This is a genomic window from Catalinimonas alkaloidigena (genome assembly GCF_900100765.1).
GTDB lineage: Bacteria > Bacteroidota > Bacteroidia > Cytophagales > Flexibacteraceae > Mooreia > Mooreia alkaloidigena.
This window is the reverse complement of sequence record NZ_FNFO01000003.1, coordinates 154,946-179,800: the sequence shown is the minus strand read 5'-3', so window position 1 is coordinate 179,800 and position 24,855 is coordinate 154,946. Positions and strand designations below refer to the sequence as shown.

The window sequence follows — 24,855 nt, the reverse complement described above, 5'->3', positions numbered from 1 at the left end:
TGGAAGAGGTTAGAGTTTGAGATTGATGCCGAACTGATACGTCACGGTGCTGATGCCGCTACGGCCCAGATTAGCCTCGGCCCACTCCGGATCGAACCCGTCGTATTTGGTGAAGACGAAGGGGTTCAGCACGTTGGCGTACAGGCGCAAGCTCTTCAGTTTGAACCGCTCCAGCACCGGCGACGGCACATTGTAGCCCAGCACGATGTTTTTGACCTTGACGTACGAGGCATCTTTGTACGCCCCTACGCCCGACTCGCCGCGCCAGTACGAACCGACGTTGTTCGGCATGGGGTACTCGTTCGAGACGCGGGTGGGCGTCACGTCGTTCGGGCTCATGTAGTAGTCCACGTCCAGTTTGGCGCGGCCCCGGTCGGTGAAGTTCAGGAACTCGTCGTGGAAGGGGCTGAACACCTGCTTGCCCTGGACGGCAAACAGCGAAAGCGAAAGGTCAAATCCTTTGTAGGTCACCTGGGTGTTGAAACCACCCTGCCATTTCGGGAACGGCGAACCGATGATGGTGCGGTCGGCCGACGTAATGGCGCTGTCGCTGTTGATGTCCTTGATGCGCGGCTGTCCGGGCAAGGCGTTGTAGCGGCGTGCCAGCTCGCGGTCGCTTTCCTGCCAGATGCCGTCGAACACGTACGTATAGTTCACGTCGATGGGCTGCCCGATAAACCACTGGTTCCCGACCATGTCTTCCTTGCCGTTGATCAGCTCCACAATCTCGTTCTTGTTGCGGGTGAAGTTGAACGACGTGGTCCACGAAAACGCGTCGGTGCGGATGTTGACGGTGCGCAGGGCAATTTCCACCCCTTTGTTGCGGACCGACCCTACGTTGTCAAACAGCGACGTCCAGCCCGACTCGATCGGCAGGTTGCGTTCGATCAGCAGATCGCTCGACAGTTTGTTGTAGACGTCGACCGTACCCGAAATGCGTCCCTGCAACAGGTCGTAGTCCATCCCTACGTTTACCTCGCGGGTTTTCTCCCAGGTCAGCAGCGGGTTGACCACCCCGCTCGGTGCCAGACCGCCCGCCACGGAGCCGCCGTAGTCATAATAGCGCTGGGTGTTGGCGTACACCTGCGTGATGTAAGGGTCCACGTTGTTGTTCCCCGTGAAGCCGTAGCTCAGGCGCAGCTTCAGGTTCGAAATGGGCGTGATGTTCTGCATGAACGACTCTTCCGAAATCCGCCAGGCCAGTGCCGCCGACGGAAACGCCCCCCACTTGTAACCTTGGGCCAGTTTAGACGAGCCGTCCCAGCGCGAAGCCACCGTCACGAAGTACCGGTCGCGCCAGTTATAGTTCAGGCGACCCATGTACGAAATGAGCGACACCTTGCTGTAGTTGGTGCTGATCTCCTGGATGTTGTTTTTGTCGGTGGCGGCCGTCCCCAGGTTGTAGTAGAGCGAGTTGAACGGCAGGTTGATCACGTCGAGGTAGCTGCCCTCCAGTTGGTTGTAATAGAGGCTGTACAGACCCGTGAACGTGAAGTTGTGCCCGTTGTAGTTCTGGTCTACCGTCACGACGTTATCCCAGTTGTACGAGAAATACTCGTTGCGCTCCATGGAGCCCGACGGGTTGCCCTGCTTGTTGCGCTCCGTATTGGGACCGTAGTAAATGCCCACGCGCTCGTTGCGCAGGTTGGGCGCGAACGTGCTGCGGAGCCGTAGCCACGACACGGGCGCGTACTGGAGGTAGAGGTTACCCACACCCGTAAAGGTCCGCGTGTTGTTCCGCGAATCCATCATTTCCCAGAGGGGGTTCACCGAGCTGGTGAACGAAATGCCCGCGTACTTGCCGGGCTGGTACAGCAGGTTGCCGAGGCTGTCGTAGGGTGTGACGAGCGGCGACATGCGGAAGGCATTCAGGATGGCGTTTTCGCTGCCGATTTCGTGCGTGGAGATCGACAGGTTCACGTTCGCTCCGGCCGACCATTGGTCCGAAATCTTGTGATCTACCGCCGCTTTGAAGTTGTAACGGTCGTATTCTTCGTTGATGATGTTGCCCTTCTCCTTTTGGTAACCGCCGCCCAGCGTGTAGCTCATGCCGTTGCTGCTGTTGCCCGATACGCTCAGCCAGTGGTTCATCTGAAGGCCCGTTTGTAGGAAGTAGCCGGGCCAGTCGGTCGTTTGGTTGGCCGCAATCCGCTGGCGCAGCACGTCGCTGTCGGCAATGCCCCCGACGGTGTTGTCGTACGGTTTGCCGCTGATCAGCGGGCTGGCGATGTAGGCATTCTGGCGGTACTCCCACCATTCCTGCCCGTCCATAAACTCCGGCAGCCGGGCCGCTTCGCGAACGCCCACGTAGCCGTCGTACGAAATGGTCGCGCCGGGATTGCCGCCCGCATTCCCCGATTTGGTCGTGATGATGACGACCCCGTTCGAGCCGCGCGAACCGTAAATGGCCGTCGACGAGGCATCTTTCAACACGTCGATGCGGGCGATGTCTTGCGGGTTAAGGAAGTTGATGTCCGGCACAATCGAGCCATCCACCACGAAGAGCGGATTGCCCCCCGCCAGTGAGTTCACCCCCCGGATCTGGAACGTGTAACCGGAACCGGCCTGCCCCGAACTGGCCGAGATGTTGACGCCGGGCAACTGGCCCTGAATCGATTCGACCGGGCTGGTTGCGCCCCGTTCTGTAATCTGCTTGGTTTCGATGGAGGTGATGGCCCCCGTCAGGTCCGATTTCTTTTGCGTACCGTAGCCGACCACGACCACTTCGTTGAGCTGTTGCACATCCACCGCCATGTCGACGTTGATGGTGGCGCGCCCGTTTACCGGAATTTCCTGCGACTCGTAGCCGATCGAACTAAAAACGAGCACGGCATCGCCCGAAGGCACCTGAAGCGAATAGTCGCCCTGGACGTCGGTCACGGTGCCGGTAGACGTCCCGCGAATGGAGATGTTGACGCCGGGAATGCCCTCACCGCTGTCGGTGACTTTTCCTTTTACGGTGAGGCTCTGCGCCCAGCCGGGGAGAGAGCTTCCCGCGAGCATCAGAAAACAAAGCAGGCCAAGGGCAATGCGTGAGCCAGAGAAGGACAAAACCTTCCTGCCCCATAGCCCCGGCTGAGGGGTATGAGCTGCTGTCATAAGAATAGATTGTTTGAATGTTAAACGATACGATTGAAAGACTCTGTAAAGGCGGTTTTCAGCAACTAGATTGGGTGATAAGCTTCAAAAAAAAGAATTGTAAAAAACTGATTAATCAGACAAAGAAACCTAGGAATCAGCTTGTTGAAATGATGTAAATCTAAGTGATGGCCTCAGAAGAGAATAGCGCTCAGGGCGAAAAAAACTATGCAATCGTTATCGGGAACGTTGCCGGAAGCTAATGTTATGAACGCCGCCGCCGTGGCCTTCGTCAAAAGCCGGTAACTCTCCGTCCGAACCTTACATGGCCCGCCCCGATTGCACCGTCTTGCCCGTTGGGCGAGCTGGTACCGCGTGCTATTTTGCCGGGCAATTATCCCGAAAGCATATGACCCTCGACGGAACCTGGTTTGGATTTTATGAATACGGTGCCTCGTACGGGCTGCCTTTTTTCGCACAGCGTGTGCCCGTGCGCATTACGTTTACCACCTCTGCCGAGGGCATCGCGGGCGTCTGTCAGGAAGAGGCCACCGACCTATCGGTAGCGCGCGAAGCCAACCTACGAGGCTTTCTGGAAGGGCAGGTCGTTTCGTTGGTCAAGACCTATGCCGAGGTCGGGGCCGTACCCGATGCAAACGCGGCCTTGCTGGGCGAGGTAGAGGAAACGGAGGTGGAATACAACGGATTCCTCGATGCCGAGCGGAACAGCCTCTACGGCGAGTGGGTCATCTACGCCCTGAACGAAACGGGTCCTGACGGGCTGCCGTTGGTAGAAGGCCACGGCCTCTGGTTACTGACACGAGAAGCGTAAACCCATGCGAGTCAAACATCTAGTGTTCATGCTGGGGCTGCTGTGGGTGAGCCAGGCCTGCCAGCCCCAACCCGAGACCGACGTGCAGGCCGTGGCCGATACGTTGGCGAGGCGTGCCGCCGAATTTTCGCGCGCCTACGAACGAGGCGATCTCGACGCCATGCTGGCCGTCTATACCAACGATGCGGTGATCTTTCCGCACAACATGGAGGCAATTCGTGGCAAAGAAGCCCTTGGAAAGTACTGGAGGTTGCCCGACGGGCGGCAGATCACCCACCACCAGAGTACGTCCGAAGGCGTGGAAGTGCAGGGCAACCTGGCCTCCGACCACGGTCACTACGAAATCAGCGGCCGGAACGGCGCGCAGGAGTGGGGACCGGTGCACGGCAAGTACGTGATCGTCTGGCGGCGCGAAGCCGATGGACAATGGCGCATGCACCTCGACATGTGGAACGGACGTCCCTTCCCCGGCGATTGAGCAGGACCCTTCTCCAAATTACTTTGGTTCGTGCAGTGGCGTCAGAAATGGTCTAAAGCACGTGTGGCCTTACTCACTGATCTTACCCGGACCTACTTTTACGGCGGACTTACCACGCCGTTGACTCAGCACGGCCCTAGTACCCGGCTGTTGTTCCATTCCCTTTCTCCTTCGTAGGACCGGCGCTGGCGCCCGAACCCACGAACTTTCGCCCTTGCCTTCCTGACATCGAACTCCCTCGGTACAGACTGACCGGTGACATAAGGCCGTTTTGACCAGTTCAGCCCTTCCTGAAAGTTGAATTTGTTGTACTATTTATTTTAATAATATACTTATTCTGTCGTGTCTCTGGGGGCTGGCTGTTGCCGAGGAGAGGCGGGCGTGCTCTAGTGAACGCTCAAACAGTATTTGTGTGGGTAAAATTAAACTAAATAGCCTGATTGTTATAAATAGCTTGACGGAGCACGCATGTAGGTTTCCTTTAAATGAATTAATTCAATAATTAATTGATCTATTCAAATTTGAGGAAAATTTAAATGTACTCATGTTTAGATCGAAAAAGTTACTTCTTTCGCTGGTGCTGATGCTGGGTGGAGGGCTGGGAAAGGCCGGATTGCTGCGAGCACAAGCTTCAGAAGACAAGGTAAAGGCGGTATTCATTTACAGCTTCGTCAAGTACGTGGAGTGGAATCATCCGGGCAGCATCATTACCATTGGGGTGTACGGCAACGACGACGTGCTGTCGATTCTTCAAAACGACCTGCCCGGCAAAAAACTGCAAGGCAAGAGTATTGAGGCGCGGCGCATCCAGAGTGCGTCAGAGGCACAGGAGTGTCAGGTTGTCTATCTGCCGAAGACCAACTCGGCGCACCTCTCCGAAGTGGTAGCGGCGACGCGTCGTAAAGAGTCGCTCGTGGTCACCGAAGAGGACCTGGCTGCCCAGGGAGCCGGGATCAGTTTTGTAAAACACGACTCCAAACTGGGCTTTGTCATTAACAAAAAGGTATTGGAGTTGAATCAGCTCAAAGTCGTGCCTACGCTCTACAACGTAGGCAAGGTGCTCTGATACCAGGCTCCGCTCAACGGATGTGAAACAAGCGCAACATGAAATTCCAGATGAAAAAACGAAATACATTACTTACGATAGTCGGCCTGGGGGCCTTAGTGCTGAACGCAACTCCCGGCTACGGGCAGGAGCAGAACAATGCAGATTTGTTCGAGATGTCGTTGGAAGAATTGATGAACGTGGAGATTGTCTCGGCCAGTAAAAAATCAGAAAACGTATTCAATGCTCCAGTGTCGAGCTACTCCATTACGCGGGAAGAAATAGCCCGTTCGGGAGCAAGCTCCATTCCGGAAGCGCTGCGGCTCTGTCCGGGCGTTATTGTGCGGGAAACGTCCAACGGAAACTACGACGTGCATTTGCGCGGACTGGATAACACCGCGCAGTATACGCGGACGTTGGAACAACAAAACCGGTTGACGCTGGTCATGATCGACAACCGTCCGGTTTTCAACTACGATCAGGGAGGGACTTTCTGGGAATCGTTACCGATCGACCTGATCGACATCGAACGTATCGAAGTAGTGCGCGGCGCAGTCGCTCCGCTTTTTGGGCCGAATGCCGTCACGGGGGTGATTAACATCATTACGCGCACGCCGGATCAGAAAGGGCCTCATGCCGTCGCGAACGCACAGATTGCGCCGGGTCAAACCCAGGTGGCGAACCTGGCCGTAGGCTACGGACTCAACGAAAAGCTACACGTTACGCTCTCGGGCAACTACCAGAAGCGCGATCGGTTCGACGACCTGTATTACTTCTACCAGAGCGATACGTTCTCGTCCGATCTGAGCGAAGTACCCGATGCGGCCCTGTTTTACCCGGACCCGTCGCTGGCGCAGAACAAGTACGGAATCAACGCATTCGTCAATTATGAAGCCAACGACCAGGTGAGTCTCGACCTCTCGGCAGGGCTCCAGGACGCTGAATCGCAGAAAGTATACGTGAGTAGCCTGACGCCACTGGGCACCAACGGCATCTCCAGTAAGTACCTGAACCTAGCCAGCCGCGTGTACGGAGTGGGTACGCGTGTCTCGTACAATACGGGTTACAGCTTCGTAGATCACGAAGGCGGGATCGAATACAACTTCCGAACGGCCGATGCGGTGGTCGACTACCGCTGGCAACTGAGCGATCGCCTGAGTGTGCGTCCGGAGTTCAACTACCAGCACATTGAGTACGATCAGTTGAACACCACGTCCCAGATAAACACGTATGCCGGTTCGGTGCAGGTCGATTACCAACTGCTGGACAACTGGCGGCTGATGGGGGCTGGGCGGGTCGACAAATTCGACATCCTGAAGGACGCGTATTTTTCGTACCAGTTGCTTTCTACCTACAAGCTCAGCGAAAAGTCTCTGCTGCGTTTCGGGCAGTCGCGCTCGACGAGCGGTGCGTTTTGGACGCCTACGTCGATCAACTATTCCATTACGAACGACATGGCGTTCAACGGTCCAGGCAGCGGCCCGTTCTACACGTACAACCTGAGCGGCAACCGGAACCTGAAACTGGCCTCTGTTACGCTGACCGAACTCGGTTTTCGGACCCACCTTTCCCGCAACCTTTCGCTGGACGTGGATGCGTTCCGGCAGAAACTGCGCGACATGAACATGTTCGTAATGACGGAGATGACCTACCAGCCGACGGGGTATCCGGCGCCTTACCCGGCCTACGTACCCGAGCGGATTCAATTTAGCTTCGAGAATCTGCCCCTCACGGCGACGCAGCTGGGCCTGACCGTGTCGGCCAATTACATCGCCAGTGCCAAGTTCCAGTTCAAACCGTTTGTCACCATTCAGCGGACCCAGGTGATCGATATCCCGCGCGGTGCCAATACCCTGCCTGTCGATTCGGCGTCCAATCCGTACAACATTTACAATGGCTTCGACGACGAACACAAAAGCACGCCGGCCGTTTTCGGTGGCTTGTACGCCAACTTTAGCCCCTCGCAGAAGTGGAACATCAACCTGAACGGTTATTTCTTCAGTGCCCATACGCAGTTCCACCAGTACGATCTGGAACGCGAATCGACCGTAGGGGCAATCAGCGGCAAGGTGCTGATCAACAGCAAGGTGGCCTATCAGGTGATCGAACCGTTGCAAGTGTACCTGAACGTGCGCAACCTGACGGGGAGCACCAGCCGCGAGTACTACGGTTCCGACCGCACCAGCCGTTCGGTAATGTTCGGTGCCAGCTATAATTTCTAGTTGTATTGCGTTATCCTGTTATGTTAGACGGGCCGCACGTTCTTTAGCGTGTGGCCCGTTTCTTTGGGGAAGTACTTTCCGCGGCTAGGGCTTCGTGCCACGCGGCGTAGGGTGTATTTTTAGCCAGATGACGGTTGTAGTCCGGTGCGCCATCTTCCCACCAGACGGGGCCGCGTTCGCCTAACGCCACTTTGGCGCGATGCACGTCGGAACGTGCCTGTTTAAGCGCCGCCTCGTCTTCCAGCTTTTGCGCGCGGCCCACCGCGGCCCGCGCCTGCATCAGGGCCTTGACCAGACGTTCGCGCTCGGCGTCGGCCAAGGCCGGGTTGCTGCAACGCCACAGACGACCCTTCACTACAAAATAGCGCCCATCGGGCGTGACAGGATACCGCATCTTTTTGGGGTAGCATACGGAATTCACGCTGGAAGGGATAACGCCCTGCCGGACTCGAACCGGAACGTGGAGCTGCACGTACAAAGCAATGTTTCTATCCTCTTGCTCCTCCCATGTCTGCAGACACCCTTACCCCCGCCGACCCTTCCGTGGCCGAGGCCTATCGATTGCCGGTCGATCAGATCGCCCAACGCTTGGAAACCGATCCTGAAAAAGGCCTTACGGCCGAAGTTGCCCGGCAGCGGCTGGAACAATACGGTCCCAACGAACTGGAACACGAACCGCCCGTGCCGGGCTGGAAGCGCTTTCTGGCGCAGTTCAACGACGTGCTGGTCATTCTGTTGCTGATCGCGACGGCCATTTCGGTGGCGGTCTGGCTGTACGAAGGCGAAGAGGCGTTGCCCTACGAGGCCCTTGTCATTTTCTCCATCGTGCTGCTCAACGGCATTCTGGGCTACGTGCAGGAAGCGCGCGCCGAAGAGGCTGTGAGTGCCCTGCAGGCCATGTCGGCGGCCGAGGCGCAGGTGATTCGCGACGGCAAACGGCAGTCGGTTAAGTCGACGGAGTTGGTGCCCGGCGACGTGCTTCTGCTCGAAGAAGGTGATACGATAGGGGCCGACGGTCGGCTGGTGCAGGCGACGGGGCTGCAAACGGCCGAAGCGCCACTGACCGGCGAAAGCGTCCCGGTATCGAAAACCGCCGACCCCATCGAAGCGGAAGCGGGCGTGGGCGATCAGACCAACATGGCATTCAGCGGTACGGCCGTGACCTACGGGCGCGGCAAGGCCTTGGTGACAGCCACCGGCATGAAGACCGAGATGGGAAAAATTGCCGGGATGCTGCAACGCGCCGAAGCCAACGATACTCCCCTCCAGAAAGAACTGGACAAAACTGGCAAGCGGCTGGGCCTGATCGTTATCGTCATTGCGGTCATCATGGTCGGCACCATTCTGCTGGTCGAAGGAGCCACCGACTTTTCGGCGGTGATGGAAGTGCTGATCCTCGGCGTGGCGCTCGCTGTGGCGGCTGTGCCCGAAGGCCTGCCCGCCATCGTCACGGCTGTGCTGGCGATTGGCGTACGACGCATGGCTGATCGGAACGCCATCGTCCGGAAATTGCCGGCTGTGGAGACGCTCGGCTCGGCCACCGTGATCGCCTCCGACAAAACCGGAACGCTTACCAAAAACGAAATGACCGTCCGGGCCGTGATTACCGCCAGCGGCCGCACCAACCTGACGGGCACCGGCTATCAGCCCGAAGGCGCGGTAGAGCACCAAACCGACCGGGACGAAAGCGCCCTCACGGCCGAAACGGAACGCATTCTGCGGGCCGCCGATCTGGCCAATAATGCTGTATTGCAGGAGAAAGACGGGCAGTGGATCATCCAGGGAGACCCGACCGAAGGGGCACTGCTGGTGGCAGCACGCAAAGCGGGTATGAAGCCGGACGAACTGGAAAGCCGTTTCCGGCGGGTGGGGGAGGTGCCATTCTCGTCGGAGCGGAAGCTGATGAGCACCGTGCATACCGACGCCGAGAAAAAAGAAGAACGCAACATCGTGTTCACCAAAGGTGCGCCCGACGTGCTACTGGAACGCTGCACACACGAGCTGGTGGGCGAGGAAGCACGAGCGCTCACCGACGAGCGCCGGATGGAAATCAAACAGGCAAATGAACAACTGGCCGAAGAAGCACTGCGGACCCTCGGGGTAGCGTTTCGCTCGGTTGCTCCCGATACTCAGGGCGATAAAGTAGACGATGCGGTTGAGCAGGAGCTGGTCTTTCTGGGACTGGTCGGTATGATCGACCCGCCCCGCCCCGAAGCAAAAGAAGCGGTGACCAAGGCACACAAGGCTGGCATCCGCACGATGATGATTACCGGCGACCACCCGAAAACCGCGGCGGCCATTGCCAAAGAGCTGGGCATGGTCGAGGAAGAAAAGGCCGTAGTGGGGGGCGAGTTGCAAAAGATGGACGAGGCGACGCTGGAGCGGACGGTCCAAGAGGTGTCGGTGTACGCACGCGTCAACCCCGAACATAAACTCAAAATTGTCGAAGCGCTGAAGCGCAACGGGCAGGTTGTGGCCATGACCGGCGACGGCGTAAACGATGCCCCGGCGCTGAAAACGGCCGATATCGGCGTGGCGATGGGCATCACGGGCACCGACGTCTCAAAAGAAGCCGCCGACATGGTGCTGACCGATGACAATTTCGCGTCGATTGTGGCGGCGGTAGAGGAGGGGCGCTCCATTTTTGCCAACATCCAGAAGTTTCTGCGGTACCTGCTGTCGTCCAACATCGGCGAGGTGCTGACCATGTTTCTGGGCGTGGTGCTGGAGGGCGTCATCGGCCTGACAAGCGAAGAAGGATTGGTGGTATTGCCCCTGCTAGCTACTCAAATTCTCTGGATCAACCTGATGACCGACGGCGCACCCGCGCTGGCGCTGGGCCTGGACCCGGACGATCCGGAGGTGATGAACCGCCCTCCGCGCGACCCGAACGAAGGCGTCATTACCGGAAGCATGTGGCGCGGCATTGTGCTGGTCGGAGTCGTGATGGCGGTCGGCACCCTCCTGGTGCTGGATGCCTCGTTGCCCGGCGGACTGATCGAGGGGGATGGCAAGCTGGCGTACGGACGCACCATGGCCTTTACTACCCTGGTGATGTTCCAGTTGTTCAACACGTTCAATGCCCGCTCCGACACCCAGACGGCCTTTCACCGGCCTTTTCAGAATCCGTGGTTGCTGGGGGCCATTGGCCTCTCGCTGGTCCTGCACGTGTTGGTGATTTACCTGCCCTGGTTGCAAACGGCCTTCGAAACGGTGCCGCTGTCACTCGGCGATTGGCTGGAGTGCGTCCTGGTCGGCGCCTCGGTTGTGGTCGTACGCGAGGTTAGCAAACTGATGGGGTGGTGACACAAGCAACGCTTTGTATACCCTTCGGCCCATGCTGCGTAGGCTAGAGTAGACTTTATTCGGAAGCATGCGCGCATTAACCATCAAAGTACCCAAAGGCAAAGGACACGAAGTCAAGCAAATCGCCGCACAACACCACGGCAAAAACCTGACGTTGCAGCCCACAGAGGCAGGCGAGCAGGTCACCGTGCACCTTAATAACGAGGCGGTGAGTCGCTTCATCGAAGCCATCAGCCACCTGGAATCTGCCGAAATTACGCTGGTGCCTCGCGGGGTCATCACCATGTATCCACCGGCCGAACAAACGCCGGAACAGGTTGTGGACGTCACGTACCGCAGCCCTATCGAAATCTTTTTAGGCGGGTTGCAGAGCGTCGGTTCCTGGACAGGCCTTCTGGTCTATTCCATCGCCGGAGCGGTGCTGGTCTGGATCGGCCTCTACACCGGTACGAGCTACCTGCTGGTGGCGGCCATGCTGATTGCGCCGTTTGCGGGCCCGGCCATGAATGCCGCCCTGGCTTCGGCCGCGGGCAAAATGCAGCTGTTGCAACAAAGTCTGCTCCGGTATTTTGTCGCCATCGGGACGGGCATCGCCGTCTCGTTTCTCCTGTCTCTCCTGGTCGGACAACAGCACGCGACGCCGATGATGGTGAGTGTGAGTCAGATCTCGCAGGTAACGCTGCTGTTGCCGCTGATCGCCGGGGTGGCCGGTGGCGCGAACCTGATCCAGTCGGAACGCGACAGTCTGGTGTCGGGCGCGGCCGTCGGCATGCTGGTAGCCGCTTCGCTGGCTCCGCCCACGGGCCTGATCGGCATGGCGCTCAACTTCGGCAACTGGCAACTGATTCGGAGTGGTATTTTCCTGCTGATTCTGCAACTGGCGGGCATCCAGCTGTCGGCGGCGCTGATGTTCCGGCTCATGGGACATGTCACCACCAGGGGCGTGCGCTTTGCCGACGGGAAATCCTACGTATTTCCGCTGTCGATGTCGGTGGCCGTGCTGGTCATTGCCGGGTTTATGTTCTGGCAGTTTTCGCAACAACCCAATTTGCAGAAGGCCAGCCTGGACACGCAGATTACGGAAGTGATGCGGACGGAACTGAGCAAACTGGACCAGCTGGAAACCATTGAGGTCAACGCCCGTTTTACCCGAGGAACGTTGCCCGACCTGAATCCGGTCATTTGCGAACTGTACCTGTACCGGCGCGATGCGTTGCTGACCGACGCGCAGCTCAAGCAACAAATTGAGCAACGACTTTATGAGGCCATCAAGGCCCAGGGGTGGAACGCCGATCCTATGTTCAACATCACGTTGCTCGACTATCCCGGCGAAGCCCCCCGCTAATCATCCATCAATCACTGATAACGCATTCAAGCTATGAATCTTTCTCAAGCCAAAGTACTCATCACCGGGGGCAGTTCCGGCATCGGCAAAGCCACCGCCCAACTGCTCCTCCGCAAAGGGGCGAAAGTCGCCATCTGCGGACGCGACCCGCAGAAACTCCAGGCCGCTGCCGACGAACTGGGGGCCGTAGCCCTGCCGGCCGACGTCAGCAACGAAGCACAGGTGACCGAACTGGTGCAGGCGGCTGTGACCCAACTGGGCGGTTACAACGTGTTGATCAACAATGCGGGCTTCGGCCTTTTTGCCCCGCTCACCGAGCTCGATCCGGCCGATTTCCGGCGCGTGTGGGAAACCAACGTGCTGGGTGCCATGCTGGTGGCTCAGGCTTCGGCGCGCCACTTTGTGCAGGAAAAGTACGGCAACATCATCAACATTTCGTCTACTGCCGGGTCACGCGGTTTTGCGGGGGGGACGGCCTACGCGTCCAGCAAATTTGCCCTCGGCGGCATGACCGAATGCTGGCGTGCCGAACTGCGCCCCCACAACATTCGGGTGATGCAGGTCAACCCCAGCGAGGTGCTGACGGAGTTCCGCGAACGGTCGGGACGCGACCGTGCCCCCGAAAATCCGACGAAGCTCCACGCCGAAGACATCGCCCACGCCATCGCCAGCTTACTGGAACTCGACGACCGTGGGTTCGTGACAGAAACCACCGTCTGGGCCACCAATCCCCGTGAGTAAAAGCCACTTACCTTCTGTGGTAACCAACGAACATGCCCTACGGTGCGCCCTGCCTGCCGTAGGGCATGTTCGTTTGATGCACTATTTATCGAAGAAATAATCGGATAATGTGGCGAAAAACCGAAAGAGCTATTATCTTGGCCTTCGATTAGTCTCTGCACGAGAGACGTGCCACATCGGCAATCGCAAACGAAGACGCCTCTAAGCACCATTCCACTCGGCGTCTGACGAACAGCTTTCTGGGCATACGAGCGCTAAACCGCATTGTACTGGCAAACCAACAGGCCAGTGTACGTTCAGCCATGTCTTTCCGCTCCTGGTTAACGCTCCGCCAGCGGCAGTAAGCATGCGCTTCTTTCATAGACAGTACGGTTAGTCCTCGCTCTACCGGTAGCGCCCAGCCTTGGCTGTTAGCGAACGCTTACCCTTATCTCATGAAAAAAACCATAACTCCCGCTCAACTCAAAGCCGCAGTTCCTGCTTCGCTGCGCCACTCGCTTCGCTCCACGCATTGGTTTGCCCACAGTGTAGTGCGCCACGTAGAAAACCTCCGTTTTACGGGCAAAGCCACGCCGCACATTCACGTACTGCGCGACCACGAACGCAAACGCAACTGGTCGTTCTTCACGTGGCTCCAGGAAACTTATCCCGAACAGGCGCGCCTGTTCAGGCATACCACGACTCATGATCGAAACCTGGCTCCCTTGCCCGGCGCGGCCTTGTTTATTCCCTGGTTGCAAGATCCGGTGCGCGAGCGTTGGCTGCCCCTGTACAACAAAGTGGTGGCCCTGGAAGAAACCTACGGTAAGCTGGGCGTACCTGTCGTTAATTCCGTGCGCATGCTCTCCAATAGCATCAAGTCGCGGGCGCTGAACATCATCCGCAACGAAGGCGTCCGTACGGCGCACAGCCTACATATTTCGCCGGAAACGTCGTTCGAAGAAGTGGCCACGGCGCTAGGCTTGCCCTTTATTGTGCGGAACGATGTCGGGCACGGAGGCGCGGTCCATTTGGTGCAATCCGCAGACGACTACCATACCATCACGTGGTCGCAACTGCCCTATCCGGTGGCGCTGGAATACATCGATACCACTGACGCCGAGGGGTATTACCGCAAGTACCGGTACGTGATGATGGGGAACGAGGGGAAGATGCGCTCCCTGGTGATTACGCCCAAATGGATGGCCCACAGCGAAGACCGCGTCATGCAAAAACGCTTCCTGGATGAGGAACGGACGTTGCTGCGCACTGCAAACCCGCACCATGCGCTGTTCAACCGGCTCCGCAAACGATTGAAGTTCGATTTCGTTGCGTTCGATTATGCCTTCGATGCGCAGGAGCAACTGGTGGTGTGGGAACCCAATCCGTTTCCGGTGATCATTCGTCCTTACGAGTGGCAGCATCCCGAGCTGACGCACCACCACGAGGCGGCAACCGAGATTTTCGAGATGATGTTGTGGCACTACCTTTCGCTGGCAGGTATGGCGGAACGGTGCCCTGTGCGTCCGAAAATCGCTGAAGAAGCGGTCGCCTGTAATGAAGCCCTGTAGCCGGGGCGCTCTTTTTCTGCGCAATTACACCAAAGCCGCTCCCGGGAATCGGAGGAAACCGTTATTTTCCGGTTTTGACTCCCTGCCCATGAAGCTACGACATCTACTCGTTACCGGAGGTTTGTGTGCCTTCGGTCTGTCGGCCATTCCCCGCCCGGCCATTGCTCAGAAAGTCCCCTCGGCCGCGAAACTCAACGCCCGCTGCGACGCCCTCGAAGCGAAGGTCATCGCGTGGCGACGCGATTTTCACGAACATCCCGAACTGGGCAACCGCGAATTTAAAACCGCCGAAAAGGTGGCGGCCCACTTGAAATCGCTCGGGATAGAAGTGCAGACCGGCGTGGCGCATACCGGCGTAGTCGGGGTGCTGAAAGGCGGCAAACCCGGGCCGGTCATTGCCCTGCGTGCCGACATGGATGCGCTGCCGGTGACCGAGCGGGTCGATCTGCCGTTTGCCTCGAAAGTCACGACCGAGTACAACGGGCAGCAGGTCGGGGTGATGCACGCCTGCGGACACGATACCCACGTGGCGATGATGATGGGCGCGGCCGAAGTGCTGGCCGGGATGAAAAACGAATTGCCGGGAACGGTAGTGTTTCTGTTTCAACCCGCTGAAGAAGGACCACCCGAGGGCGAAAAAGGCGGTGCGGAACTGATGGTAAAAGAAGGTGCTCTGAAAAATCCCGACGTGGAAGCCGTGTTCGGGCTGCATATCAACTCCATTACCGACGCCGGCAAGATCCGCTACCGGCCGGCCGGGTTTATGGCCAGCGCCGACGACTTTCGCATTCGGGTCAAAGGCAAACAGACACACGGGGGGTATCCGTGGGGCGGAGTGGACCCGATCGTCACGTCCGCGCAAATCGTCAACGCGTTGCAATCCATCGTCAGCCGGAATGTGGAACTAACCAAGAGTGCCGCCGTCATCACCGTCGGAAGCATTCACGGCGGGGTGCGCGCCAACATCATTCCCAGCGAGGTAGAAATGCTGGGCACCATCCGGGCGCTCGACCCGGACGTGCGGACGCAGTTGCACGAACGCATCCGTACGGTGGCGACCCACGTGGCCGAGAGCATGGGCGCTACGGCCGAAGTAGAAATTTCGGTGACGACGGCTTATCCGGTGACGTACAACGATCCGACGCTGACTGAGGCGATGCTCCCGTACCTAGAGGCCGCCGCCGGGAAAGAGAATCTGGTGCTAACCGATCCGGTGACCGGCGCTGAAGATTTTTCCTTTTTTGCGCAGGAAGTGCCGGGCTTCTTTTTTAACGTTGGCGGCAAGCCGAAGGAGGTAGCGAAAGAAGACGCCGCTCCGCACCATACCCCCGATTTTTACATTGACGAGAGTGGCCTGAAAACCGGCGTCCGCGCCCTGGTGAACGTGGCGGTAGGCTATTTGAGTAAACCGGTCGCCCACACGGGTCCGAAACGCTAGGTCATGTCTGTTGCCGGCAAGGTGCTCTGCTACACGTTGGGCGTGCTGTTTGTGGGGGCGGGGCTGAACCACTTTCTGCAACCCGCCCTTTACCTGAACATCATGCCGCCGTATCTGCCGTGGCACCGGTTTCTGGTGTACCTCAGCGGTGTGTTCGAAGTGGTGCTGGGTGTCGGTGTGGTACTGCCCGCGTCTCGTCGGTGGGCGGCCTGGGCCCTAATTCTGCTGCTGATCGCCGTATTTCCTGCCAACGTGTACATGGCGCAACATGCCGCGCTTTTTCCCAACGTTCCGGTTTGGGCGCTCTGGCTGCGGCTGCCGCTACAGGGCGTGCTGATCGCGTGGGCCTACGCATACACCCGACCGAGGCGAACCTGACCATCGCGCCCTTTCCAACCCTGCATTGTTACGCCACCTCTACCCAACCCACCGTTGTTCCGCTTCTAACCCTTTATCTGCTGTGCGTTATTCTATTTGGCTCTTCTTAATTGCATGCATCCCCACCGGGCTCTTTGCCCAGAAAAATCCGCTCAAGGGACTGGACCGGTACGTCGACGAAGCCCGGCAGGCATGGGAGATTCCGGGCATGGCGCTGACCATCGTCAAGGACGGAAAGGTGGTGTATGCCCAGGGATTCGGGGTGCGCAACCTCGACACCCGGGAGCCCGTCGATGCTCATACGCTTTTCTCCAACGCCTCTACGACCAAAGCCTTTGTAGCAACCGCCCTCCTGATGCTTTCCGACGAAGGAAAAGTAGACCTGGACGCGCCGGTGATTCGCTACCTGCCCGGCTTTCGGGTGGCCGATCCGTACGTGACGCGTGCGTTGATGGTGCGCGACCTACTGTCCCACCGCACGGGGGTGGAGCCGACCAACCTGTGGGTGTACGACAGCCTGGACCTGAGCGACGACTACGTCCGACGGCTGCAGTTTGCTCCGCAGCACTCCAGTTTGCGTTCGCACTACCAGTACAACAACGACATGTTCATTGTGGCGGGGAAGGTGATCGAGGCGGTGACCGGGCAGCCATGGGAAACGTACGTACAACAACGCATCCTGACGCCGCTCGGCATGGCAGAAACCCTGACCAACGGCTTGGAGGTGAAAGGCAAACCGAACGTTGCGGCAGCGCACGGCCCCATTCACGACACCCTGCGGGTGCTGGCCTATCCGTACAATCCCGGCGTAAGCGCTGCCGGGGCCCTGCGCTCCAACATCCACGACATGGCCCGCTGGGTCATCGCTTTGCTGGACAGCACGCGGCACGACGGGACGCGCCTGCTGACGCCCGGTGCATACGCACAGCTGTTTACGCCTCACACCCTGATCGGCCAGTCGAGCAACCCGGCCATCCGCCGGGCGGGGATTCATTTCTACGCCTACGGCCTCGGGTGGTTTCTGCAAGATTACCGCGGGCATCTGCTCGTGTTCCATACGGGTTCGTTGCGTGGCGCAAGTGCATTGGTGGGCATGTTGCCGGAAGAAAACCTCGGCTTTGCCATGTTCCTGAACAAAGACCAGGCAGAGTTGCGGATTCCACTCATGTACGAAATTTTCGACCGGTACCTGGGGACGCAGGGCATCGACTGGAGCGGCGAAGCGCTGGCCTACTACCAGGCCGAAGCGGCGAAAGAGCACCAGGAAGCATTAGCCGTTTTGCCCCGCGTACCGCACGATGTGCCCTCCCTTGCGGCGGAGGCCTATGCGGGCACTTACGTCGACAGCCTGTACGGAACCCTCACCGTGACGCTGGTGGGCGGAGCATTGCAGATGCAGCGTGGCGAACGGTCGTACGACCTGCAACACGTGCATTACGACACGTTTCGGGCGGTGAATCAGGACCCGTGGTACGGACAATGGCCTTCGCAGCTCCGGTTTCTGATGGACGAAAAAGGCCGGGTGGTGCAACTGGAGATGGACGAGGTGCGCTACCACCGCCTACCCACCGGAAACGCGGGTGGCACGCGTTAGAAGACAGCCTACGGTCGATTAGCAGACCGGATAAGGTCCGTCAGAAAACTTGGTGCTGTGGTAACCTTTGGCGCCGATCTGGTTTGCCAGCGAACTGAGTGGTCCCTGTCCGTTTTCGAGCCGTTTCAGCACCGTATCGAAGTCGTGGTGCGGTTGCCAGCCAAGTTCCATGCGGGCCTTGGTATTGACGTATACCCGGTCGAGGTGCGGAAACATGCGCCAGCCCAGCCGCGCGTAGACCGCCTCGTAAGCGGGCACCCGGCGTCGGACCACGGTGGGCGCGTCGGTGCGCAGCGCCGGCAGATCGTCGGGCGTAAAGGGCGTGGTGGCACTGATGATGTACCGCCCGAAACCCAGCGCCGGTACTTTTTCGATTGCCAACAGATGCGCGCTTACCACATCTTCCAGATCGACCCGGCGGTACAGAAATTCGTTGGTTTTGATGTTGGCGTCCGCGTAGGCCTCGCGCAGGTCGCGGTGGTCGTCTTCTTCCGCAAAGAACCGTGACGTTCTCAGAATCAGGCAGGGCAAGTGCTGGTTACGGTGAAAGAGCTGGCACAGGTCTTCGGCGGCGACTTTCGTCACGCCATAAATGTTTTTCGGGATGGGCACGACCTCTTCCGTAATCCACGGGGTGGGCGCTTCGGCGTTCGGCGCCATGGCATCGCCGAACACACTGGTGGTGCTGGTGAACACGAACGCACGGACCTTCGCCTCCGCCGCCTCTTCGAGCAAATGCAGCGTCCCGGTGATGTTGGTGTCGACAAACGCCTGCCGACTGTGGGTCGCCACGTGGGGCTTGTGCAGCGTGGCGGTGTGGACCACGGCCTCGACCCCCTGCATGCACCGTCGGACGTGGTCGCGGTCGGTGATCGACCCTACGCGGTGTGTGGTTGCCGAGGGCAACACATCCGTCCCGACTACCTCGTGGCCCTGCCGTTGCAACGTACGGACGAGCGCCTCTCCCAAATGGCCGGCACTGCCTGTAATCAGAATTTTCATGGGGCTAGTTTACTTCCTCAAGAGGCACTTGCCTCCGCGTGCCAAAGGTAAAACTTTTTGTACGCCTACCTGCCCCGTCCCACTCGACCGCCTGGCCTCTTCAGACACTTTCCAGAATGGCCCGCAGGCTGTCTTCCTGCACAGGTTTTACGACATAATCCGACACTTCGGAGTAGCGTTGCGCTTTGGCGACTTCATCCGGATCGACCGAAGACGAGACCATGTAGATCGTGATTTTTCTGGATTTGGGTTTGATCTGAATGAACTCGTCCAGAAACTGCCATCCGTCCATAATGGGCATGTTGATGTCCAGCAGAATGATGTCGGGCAGCGTGTCGTTTTGTTGGATGACGGGTGTCAGGTACTTGAGGGCCTCTGCACCGTTTTTGAAAACCAGCATGTTTTCGCAAAAGTCGACCAGTTTCATCAGCTTTTTGATGCCGTACACATAAACAGGATCGTCGTCAATGATGCAGGCAAGCTGTATCTTTTTCATAACAGAAGTAAATCTTGAAGGTGGTGCCTACACCGGGCGTGCTCTCCACGGCTACTTTTCCGCCCATCGCTTCAATTTGGTTTTTGGTGATAAAAAGCCCTACGCCGCGGGCGTCGGCATGCTCGTGAAACGTTTTGTAAAGTCCAAAAAGCTTGGCCCCGTGGCGCTCCAGGTCTATGCCCATGCCGTTGTCGCGAATGGACAGCACGCGGTACCGTTCCTGTTCGTCCATGCTAAGGGTAATCTGCGGCGTGCGCTGCGGATGGCGGTACTTCAGCGCGTTGCTCAGAAAGTTGAGCAGCACACTGTCCAGGTACGCCGCATTGAACAACACCCTGGCCTCGTCAGGAACTTCGTTGGTCACGACGCCTTCCGTGCGGCGCAAATCGGCGCTGAGCGTGCTGATGGTTTTGTCGAGAAAGCGCCGCAGACCCAGTTCTTCTTTCTGTTCGTGTGCCCGCGTCTGAATCTGCACCACCTGGGTGAGGTGGGTAATGGTTTCCGAAAGCGAAGCCGAAATGTTATTGATGTTTTGCAGTAGCAAGGCTTTCTCGTCTTCGTCGGTTTCGGTGCTGAAAAAGGTCAGCATCATCTCCAGGTTGCCGCCGTGCGAGCGCAGGTTGTGCGAGACGATGTGGGCGAAATTCATCAGCCGGTCATTTTGTTCCTTGACCAGCACGAGCGTCTCTTCCAGCTTTTGAAATGCGATTTTGCGCTCGGTGATGTCCTCGATCTGCGACACGAAGTGCAGGGGCCTGCCGCGCTCGTCGCGCACCAGCGATACGGCCAGGTTTACCCAGACCGTGCTGCCGCTTTTGTGAAAATAGCGTTTCTCCATCCGGTACGTGTTGATTTGCCGATTCAGCAGCTGCTGCACGTACAACAGGTCGATTTCGAGATCGTCCGGATGCGTAACGTCCTGAAACGTTTTCTGCATCAGTTCTTTCTCGGTGTAGCCCAGCAGCTCGCACACCTGCCGGTTCACCCGGAGCCAGGCGCCTTTGGTAGACACCAGCGCCATGCCGATGGCGGCGTGGTCGAACGTCTGGCGGAACTGTTCCTCGCTTCGGGCCAGGCGAATTGCCGCTTCTTTCCGTTCGGTCACATCGGACGTATACATCACCAGTCCTCCGATTTCTTCTTCGGAAATGTACCAGGGACGCACGTCCCAGTTGATCCACTGCGTGGTGTCGTTCATGCGCGGAAAACAGACCTCGTCGCGCTGGTTGATGTGGCCCTGCAAACATTCCTGATGGATCTGCTTCCAGTCGTCGCCGATTTCCGGAAAGATCGTGTAGTGCGATACGCCGATGATCTGGCGGCCCTGCAACGCATACTCTTCGATCCATTGTTGCGAGGCGGCCAGGTAGCGCATCTGGGTATCGAACATGGCGATGGCCCCGGGGCACTGTTCGACGAAAATCTGGTTGCGTCGCAGGCTGTCGCGAATCTTGAGTTCGGTGGTTTTCTGGGCGTCGATGTCCTGAAAAATGCCGTAGAGGCGGGTGCACTGGTTCTGGTCGAATTCCGGAATGCCGATGGCGCGTACCCACTTCAGTTTGTTGCGGGCGGTGAGGATCTGCAATTCCAGGTCGTAGCCCTGCCCTTCTTGAATGGCCTGATGAACGGCCCGGGTAATCGTTTCGCGATGCACGCCTGCGGGATAGAAAGCCAGCGCGGTGCTCAGGTCGGGCTGGAAGTTTTCGTCTACCTCGTGAATTTCTTTGGTGACCTGGCTCCAGACAGGCTCGTTTTTGGCCAGATCAACCTCCCAGGTGCCGATCTGGGCTACCTGGTTAACTTTCTGCAGCAATTCGCGGTAGTGCTCGATCTGCGCTTGGTACTGCTTGCGCTCCGTTACGGTGTGGCGACATCCCTGCATTTGCAGTGGTGTTCCGCTTGCCGACCACTGGGTCAGCGTGCCTTTGTCCAGCATCCATACCCACTGCCCGTTTTTGTGTTGCATGCGGACTTCGCACTCGTAGCGGCTTTGTGTGCCCGCCAGGTGGGCCGCCAAGGCCTGCTGTGCATAGGGCGCGTCGTCCGGATGGACCAGGGCCAGCCAGTTGTCGCGCGTAAACGGCCGTAGCTCTTCGCTGGTGTAGCCCAGTTGTGCCGCCCACTGCTCGTCGAAGACCATACGGCCATTCACTAAGTCGGCTTCCCAGACGCCTACCTGATTGCCCGCCAAAATGGAGCGGTACATCTGGTTTTCCAGCTGCGCCTCTTTATAACGCGTGATGTCTACGTGGCGGCCCGCCAGTTGGGTCGGTCGCCCTTGCGCGTCGCGCGCTGTGATCTGCGCCGTGTGCGTCACCCAGACGATTGCGCCGCTTTTGTGTCTGCACCTTACATCTTCCCGGTACGAAAGTGGCTGCAATGCCTCTGAGAGTGCATAATGTTGCGAAGAAATTTCAGCAGCGTATTCGGGTAGAAAGAGGGCATTCCATACATCTGGCGTTTGCGTCAGTTCGTCGGAAGCATATCCCAGTTGGGAAGCGAGTGCGGGACTTACAGAGACAGTATTGTCCGGTATATTCCAATGCCAGGTGCCCACGAAAGCATCTTCAAAATCAACCGGGGTAAAATCGTTCATACAACAGGGAGTGGTACTAAACTAAGGCGTGAGTCCAGGGTAAATCGGGGTGGTAAACGGACGTAGGCGTTCTTGTTAAAAGTATCCAAATCGCGTAGCACAAAAAAATGAAGATTGCCGCTTTTTATTACAGAAAGGGCCTTGAAATTCAGGGGGTTAGAGCGAGGCGAGCCGCGCCTGACTCCTGTGTCGAAACAACACAGGGTAGCCACTGAACCAGTCGCGGCTTGAGGCCGGACCTTGGCCCAGTCCTTCCATTCCGGAACGGTAAAGCATATTGGATCAGTAGCGGAGCTACACCGGTTCGGCGCGCGGGGTGGGCTTGGTCAGGTGGCGGTAGAGGACCACGCTCAGCCCGATGACCCACGCCAGCGAAGCCGCCCAGCCCGCCAGAATATCCGACGGAAAATGAACGCCCAGGTAGAGCCGCGACAGCGCCACCAGCACCGCAAAGCCTAGCCCGAAAAAGAGAGCGGGCCAGCGCCAGCGGGTGGGCCAGAGCAGCACAATCACCGCCGCCGCAAACGACATGGCCGCCATCGTATGTCCGCTCGGGAAGCTGTAGGTGGCATTGTGGTGCAACGGTTCCCAGAGCGCCGGGCGGGGCCGCCGGAAAGTATGCTTGGCCGCCACGTTCAGCAGGCCGGAGCCGCCTAACGCCAGCGTCCAGAACCACAGATCGCCCCAGCGCCGTTTCCAGGTCAGCCGCACGCCGATCAGAATGGCGGCCGGAATCAGTCCGTAAGTGGTGCCAAGCATCGAAATGAGGGTCATGAACTGATCCAGGGCGGGCGTCGCGTGCCGGTGCAGAAACAGCAGCAGCGGGTCGTCGAACCAGAACGCTTCCTGTTCCAGCACTTCCTCGGCCAGTTCGCTAAAGAGGTAAAGCGGCAGGGCCACACCTAAGAACAGAACCAACAACCGAACCCAGTAGGTCTTGAGCCAGGGCAGAAAACGTGTGCGAATCGGAACGAGCATGAAAAGGGTTTTCATGCTGCTTACGGAGAAGGCCACAATTTAGATCAGCCGCGGCGAAACGGGCCTCCTTTTCTTCGTGGTGCGGAATCGTGAAAAAGATGGGGTTAAGAAGAACAGCCCGTCGAAGTCTTGCGTTACAACACCGGGGAACCGCCGCCCGCCCTGCGCGTGGCAGACACCCGTAACGCAACCTGCCTCCTTATGTGCATGGAAATGCAAGTAATCCACCCTTTTCTGATCAATTCTAATTGTCCGTTTTATGGAAAGTAGCAACGGAACCGCTCCGCACGCCGACACACCCGACATTGCCAATGGCCTCAACATTCCTCGTTCCCGCAAGCCACGCCTCGTGGTGATTGGCGGTGGTTTCGGAGGCATTCACCTGCTGAAAGAACTTTATCAGCACCGTTTTCAGATCGTCCTGTTCGACCGGCACAACTACCACACCTTCCAGCCGCTGTTGTATCAGGTAGCAACGGCCGGGTTGGAGGCCGACTCCATTGCCGGCCCGCTGCGCAAGCTGTTCGAGCCGAGCAAAGACTTTTTCTTCCGCTGGGGAACGGTGTACCGGGTGGTACCGGAGGAAAATAAAATCGAGACGTCGCTGGGCGAACTGGAGTACGATCTGCTGGTGATCGCCAACGGCACCAAAGTCAACTACTTTGGAAAAGACGAGGAACTGAAAAAAGCCTTTCCGCTGAAGCAGATTCCGCAGGCGTTGAACTTCCGCAGCCACATGCTGCAGTGTCTGGAAAAAGCCACCATGGCTGAGCCGGAAGAGCGGCAGCGCCTCCTGAACTTCGTGATTGTGGGCGGTGGGCCGACGGGCGTGGAACTGGCCGGTGCGCTGAGCGAACTGAAAACCCACGTGCTGCCCAACGACTACGACGAGCTGGACTTCAGCAGCATGAACATTTACCTGGTGGAAGGCCTGCCCCGGCTGCTGAACGGCATGTCCGACAAAGCCGGCCGACTGGCGCTGGACTACCTCAAGGAACTGGACGTCCACGTGATGCTCGAAAAGCTGGTGAGCGCCTACGACGGCGACGTGGTGAAACTGAGCGACGAGACGGAAATTCCGGCCAAAACCGTTATCTGGGCGGCGGGCGTTACCGGCAACCTGGTGGACGGGCTGCCGAAAGAAGCCATCGAAAAAGGAAATCGGCTGAAAGTGGATCAGTTCAGCCGCGTGAAGGGCTACGGCAACATTTACGCGATTGGCGACATCGCGCTGATGCAGACGGAAAAATTCCCGAAGGGGCATCCGCAACTGGCGCCGGTGGCCATCCAACAGGGCGAGCACCTGGCGAAAAACCTGAACCGCATGGTGACGGGGCGGCCCATGACGCCGTTCAGCTACTTCGACAAAGGATCGATGGCGACCATCGGGCGGAACCGTGCCGTAGCCGACCTGCCCGGCGACATCCACATCGGCGGTTTCCCGGCCTGGATGGCCTGGATGGGCGTGCACCTGATCTTCCTGGTGGGCTTCCGCAACAAGCTCATCACCCTGACCAACTGGATCTATAATTACTTCACCTACGACCGCAGCACGCGGCTCATCATCCGTCCCTCAGAGAAAAACCCGGCCTTTTTGCCGCAGGAAAACCCTGAAGAAGAACCCACGCAGGCGGATTATTAAATCTTGTAGTGGTGTGGCGTAATAGCGACGTGGTGATGTGTCGTTTGGAAGGGCGGCGTTTTGCCTGAGAAATCAACAAATACGTTACCATCCCTTTCCAATGGCGTCACGCAACAGGTGCCGCAACTCGTCGC

18 protein-coding genes are annotated in these 24,855 nt (G+C 58.2%); 12 read left to right on the top strand and 6 right to left on the bottom strand.

The annotated features are described in order from the left end of the window. Positions 1 to 9: 9 nt before the first annotated feature. Positions 10 to 3,099, bottom strand: a complete 3,090-nt coding sequence (locus BLR44_RS07875; RefSeq protein ID WP_089681065.1) for a SusC/RagA family TonB-linked outer membrane protein — start codon at positions 3,097 to 3,099, stop codon at positions 10 to 12. Positions 3,100 to 3,487: 388 nt separating this feature from the next. Here BLR44_RS07875 and BLR44_RS07870 point away from each other — a divergent pair, with 388 nt between their 5' ends. The 4 genes from BLR44_RS07870 (at position 3,488) to BLR44_RS07855 (ending at position 7,655) form a co-directional block, all read left to right on the top strand. Continuing rightward, a complete protein-coding gene (locus tag BLR44_RS07870; RefSeq protein WP_089681063.1) occupies positions 3,488 to 3,910 on the top strand; it encodes a hypothetical protein in 423 nt (140 codons plus the stop codon). A 4-nt stretch (positions 3,911 to 3,914) separates the two neighbouring features. Next, positions 3,915 to 4,388, top strand: a complete 474-nt coding sequence (locus BLR44_RS07865; RefSeq protein ID WP_089681062.1) for a YybH family protein — start codon at positions 3,915 to 3,917, stop codon at positions 4,386 to 4,388. Positions 4,389 to 4,932: 544 nt separating this feature from the next. Then, positions 4,933 to 5,454: a YfiR family protein gene (locus BLR44_RS07860; RefSeq protein WP_089681060.1), complete on the top strand. Its 522-nt coding sequence runs from the start codon at positions 4,933 to 4,935 to the stop codon at positions 5,452 to 5,454. A gap of 50 nt (positions 5,455 to 5,504) precedes the next feature. Continuing rightward, positions 5,505 to 7,655, top strand: a complete 2,151-nt coding sequence (locus BLR44_RS07855; protein ID WP_176955944.1) for a TonB-dependent receptor plug domain-containing protein — start codon at positions 5,505 to 5,507, stop codon at positions 7,653 to 7,655. A gap of 43 nt (positions 7,656 to 7,698) precedes the next feature. Here BLR44_RS07855 and BLR44_RS07850 read toward each other — a convergent pair whose 3' ends face one another. Further along, entirely contained in the window at positions 7,699 to 8,049 is a 351-nt protein-coding gene (locus BLR44_RS07850) for a hypothetical protein (RefSeq protein WP_089681057.1), read from the bottom strand. A 113-nt stretch (positions 8,050 to 8,162) separates the two neighbouring features. Here BLR44_RS07850 and BLR44_RS07845 point away from each other — a divergent pair, with 113 nt between their 5' ends. From BLR44_RS07845 to BLR44_RS07815, 7 genes are all read left to right on the top strand, one after another. Then, a complete protein-coding gene (locus BLR44_RS07845) occupies positions 8,163 to 10,961 on the top strand; it encodes a cation-translocating P-type ATPase (RefSeq protein WP_089681054.1) in 2,799 nt (932 codons plus the stop codon). A 67-nt stretch (positions 10,962 to 11,028) separates the two neighbouring features. Then, positions 11,029 to 12,306, top strand: a complete 1,278-nt coding sequence (locus BLR44_RS07840) for a DUF389 domain-containing protein (protein ID WP_089681052.1) — start codon at positions 11,029 to 11,031, stop codon at positions 12,304 to 12,306. 33 nt (positions 12,307 to 12,339) lie between these two features. Continuing rightward, positions 12,340 to 13,047, top strand: a complete 708-nt coding sequence (locus tag BLR44_RS07835) for an SDR family oxidoreductase (protein ID WP_089681050.1) — start codon at positions 12,340 to 12,342, stop codon at positions 13,045 to 13,047. A gap of 434 nt (positions 13,048 to 13,481) precedes the next feature. Then, positions 13,482 to 14,597 carry an ATP-grasp domain-containing protein gene (locus BLR44_RS07830; RefSeq protein ID WP_089681049.1) on the top strand — a complete coding sequence of 372 codons (1,116 nt, stop codon included), beginning with the start codon at positions 13,482 to 13,484 and terminating at the stop codon, positions 14,595 to 14,597. An 88-nt stretch (positions 14,598 to 14,685) separates the two neighbouring features. Next, positions 14,686 to 16,035, top strand: coding sequence for an amidohydrolase (locus tag BLR44_RS07825; protein WP_089681047.1), 1,350 nt, complete (start codon positions 14,686 to 14,688; stop codon positions 16,033 to 16,035). Positions 16,036 to 16,038: 3 nt separating this feature from the next. Then, positions 16,039 to 16,413, top strand: a complete 375-nt coding sequence (locus tag BLR44_RS07820; RefSeq protein ID WP_089681045.1) for a DoxX family protein — start codon at positions 16,039 to 16,041, stop codon at positions 16,411 to 16,413. An 82-nt stretch (positions 16,414 to 16,495) separates the two neighbouring features. Further along, positions 16,496 to 18,007 (top strand): serine hydrolase, encoded by a 1,512-nt coding sequence (locus BLR44_RS07815; protein WP_089681043.1) that lies wholly within the window; start codon positions 16,496 to 16,498, stop codon positions 18,005 to 18,007. An 18-nt stretch (positions 18,008 to 18,025) separates the two neighbouring features. Here the strand turns inward: BLR44_RS07815 and BLR44_RS07810 are convergent, their stop codons facing one another. The 4 genes from BLR44_RS07810 to BLR44_RS07795 all read right to left on the bottom strand — a co-directional run bounded on the left by BLR44_RS07810 (position 18,026) and on the right by BLR44_RS07795 (position 23,094). Continuing rightward, entirely contained in the window at positions 18,026 to 19,009 is a 984-nt protein-coding gene (locus BLR44_RS07810; RefSeq protein ID WP_089681040.1) for an NAD-dependent epimerase/dehydratase family protein, read from the bottom strand. A gap of 100 nt (positions 19,010 to 19,109) precedes the next feature. Beyond that, positions 19,110 to 19,505, bottom strand: a complete 396-nt coding sequence (locus BLR44_RS07805; protein ID WP_089681038.1) for a response regulator — start codon at positions 19,503 to 19,505, stop codon at positions 19,110 to 19,112. Then, complete coding sequence (locus BLR44_RS07800; protein ID WP_089681036.1) at positions 19,474 to 22,101, bottom strand: PAS domain-containing sensor histidine kinase; 2,628 nt, start codon at positions 22,099 to 22,101, stop codon at positions 19,474 to 19,476. Before BLR44_RS07800 ends, BLR44_RS07805 begins: the two co-directional genes overlap by 32 nt. A gap of 294 nt (positions 22,102 to 22,395) precedes the next feature. Further along, positions 22,396 to 23,094, bottom strand: coding sequence for a phosphatase PAP2 family protein (locus BLR44_RS07795; RefSeq protein ID WP_218127034.1), 699 nt, complete (start codon positions 23,092 to 23,094; stop codon positions 22,396 to 22,398). A gap of 244 nt (positions 23,095 to 23,338) precedes the next feature. Here BLR44_RS07795 and BLR44_RS07790 point away from each other — a divergent pair, with 244 nt between their 5' ends. After that, on the top strand, positions 23,339 to 24,721 hold the full coding sequence (locus tag BLR44_RS07790; RefSeq protein ID WP_089681034.1) for an NAD(P)/FAD-dependent oxidoreductase: 1,383 nt from the start codon (positions 23,339 to 23,341) through the stop codon (positions 24,719 to 24,721). Positions 24,722 to 24,855 lie beyond the last annotated feature (134 nt).

What these genes read in the sequence shown, in the direction of transcription:
- BLR44_RS07875 (WP_089681065.1), bottom strand. Translation starts at nt 3,099, where the DNA reads ATGACAGCAGCTCATACCCCTCAGCCGGGGCTATGGGGCAGGAAGGTT.
- BLR44_RS07870 (WP_089681063.1), top strand. Translation starts at nt 3,488, where the DNA reads ATGACCCTCGACGGAACCTGGTTTGGATTTTATGAATACGGTGCCTCG.
- BLR44_RS07865 (WP_089681062.1), top strand. Translation starts at nt 3,915, where the DNA reads ATGCGAGTCAAACATCTAGTGTTCATGCTGGGGCTGCTGTGGGTGAGC.
- BLR44_RS07860 (WP_089681060.1), top strand. Translation starts at nt 4,933, where the DNA reads ATGTTTAGATCGAAAAAGTTACTTCTTTCGCTGGTGCTGATGCTGGGT.
- BLR44_RS07855 (WP_176955944.1), top strand. Translation starts at nt 5,505, where the DNA reads ATGAAAAAACGAAATACATTACTTACGATAGTCGGCCTGGGGGCCTTA.
- BLR44_RS07850 (WP_089681057.1), bottom strand. Translation starts at nt 8,049, where the DNA reads ATGCGGTATCCTGTCACGCCCGATGGGCGCTATTTTGTAGTGAAGGGT.
- BLR44_RS07845 (WP_089681054.1), top strand. Translation starts at nt 8,163, where the DNA reads ATGTCTGCAGACACCCTTACCCCCGCCGACCCTTCCGTGGCCGAGGCC.
- BLR44_RS07840 (WP_089681052.1), top strand. Translation starts at nt 11,029, where the DNA reads ATGCGCGCATTAACCATCAAAGTACCCAAAGGCAAAGGACACGAAGTC.
- BLR44_RS07835 (WP_089681050.1), top strand. Translation starts at nt 12,340, where the DNA reads ATGAATCTTTCTCAAGCCAAAGTACTCATCACCGGGGGCAGTTCCGGC.
- BLR44_RS07830 (WP_089681049.1), top strand. Translation starts at nt 13,482, where the DNA reads ATGAAAAAAACCATAACTCCCGCTCAACTCAAAGCCGCAGTTCCTGCT.
- BLR44_RS07825 (WP_089681047.1), top strand. Translation starts at nt 14,686, where the DNA reads ATGAAGCTACGACATCTACTCGTTACCGGAGGTTTGTGTGCCTTCGGT.
- BLR44_RS07820 (WP_089681045.1), top strand. Translation starts at nt 16,039, where the DNA reads ATGTCTGTTGCCGGCAAGGTGCTCTGCTACACGTTGGGCGTGCTGTTT.
- BLR44_RS07810 (WP_089681040.1), bottom strand. Translation starts at nt 19,009, where the DNA reads ATGAAAATTCTGATTACAGGCAGTGCCGGCCATTTGGGAGAGGCGCTC.
- BLR44_RS07805 (WP_089681038.1), bottom strand. Translation starts at nt 19,505, where the DNA reads ATGAAAAAGATACAGCTTGCCTGCATCATTGACGACGATCCTGTTTAT.
- BLR44_RS07800 (WP_089681036.1), bottom strand. Translation starts at nt 22,101, where the DNA reads ATGAACGATTTTACCCCGGTTGATTTTGAAGATGCTTTCGTGGGCACC.
- BLR44_RS07795 (WP_218127034.1), bottom strand. Translation starts at nt 23,094, where the DNA reads ATGAAAACCCTTTTCATGCTCGTTCCGATTCGCACACGTTTTCTGCCC.
- BLR44_RS07790 (WP_089681034.1), top strand. Translation starts at nt 23,339, where the DNA reads ATGGAAAGTAGCAACGGAACCGCTCCGCACGCCGACACACCCGACATT.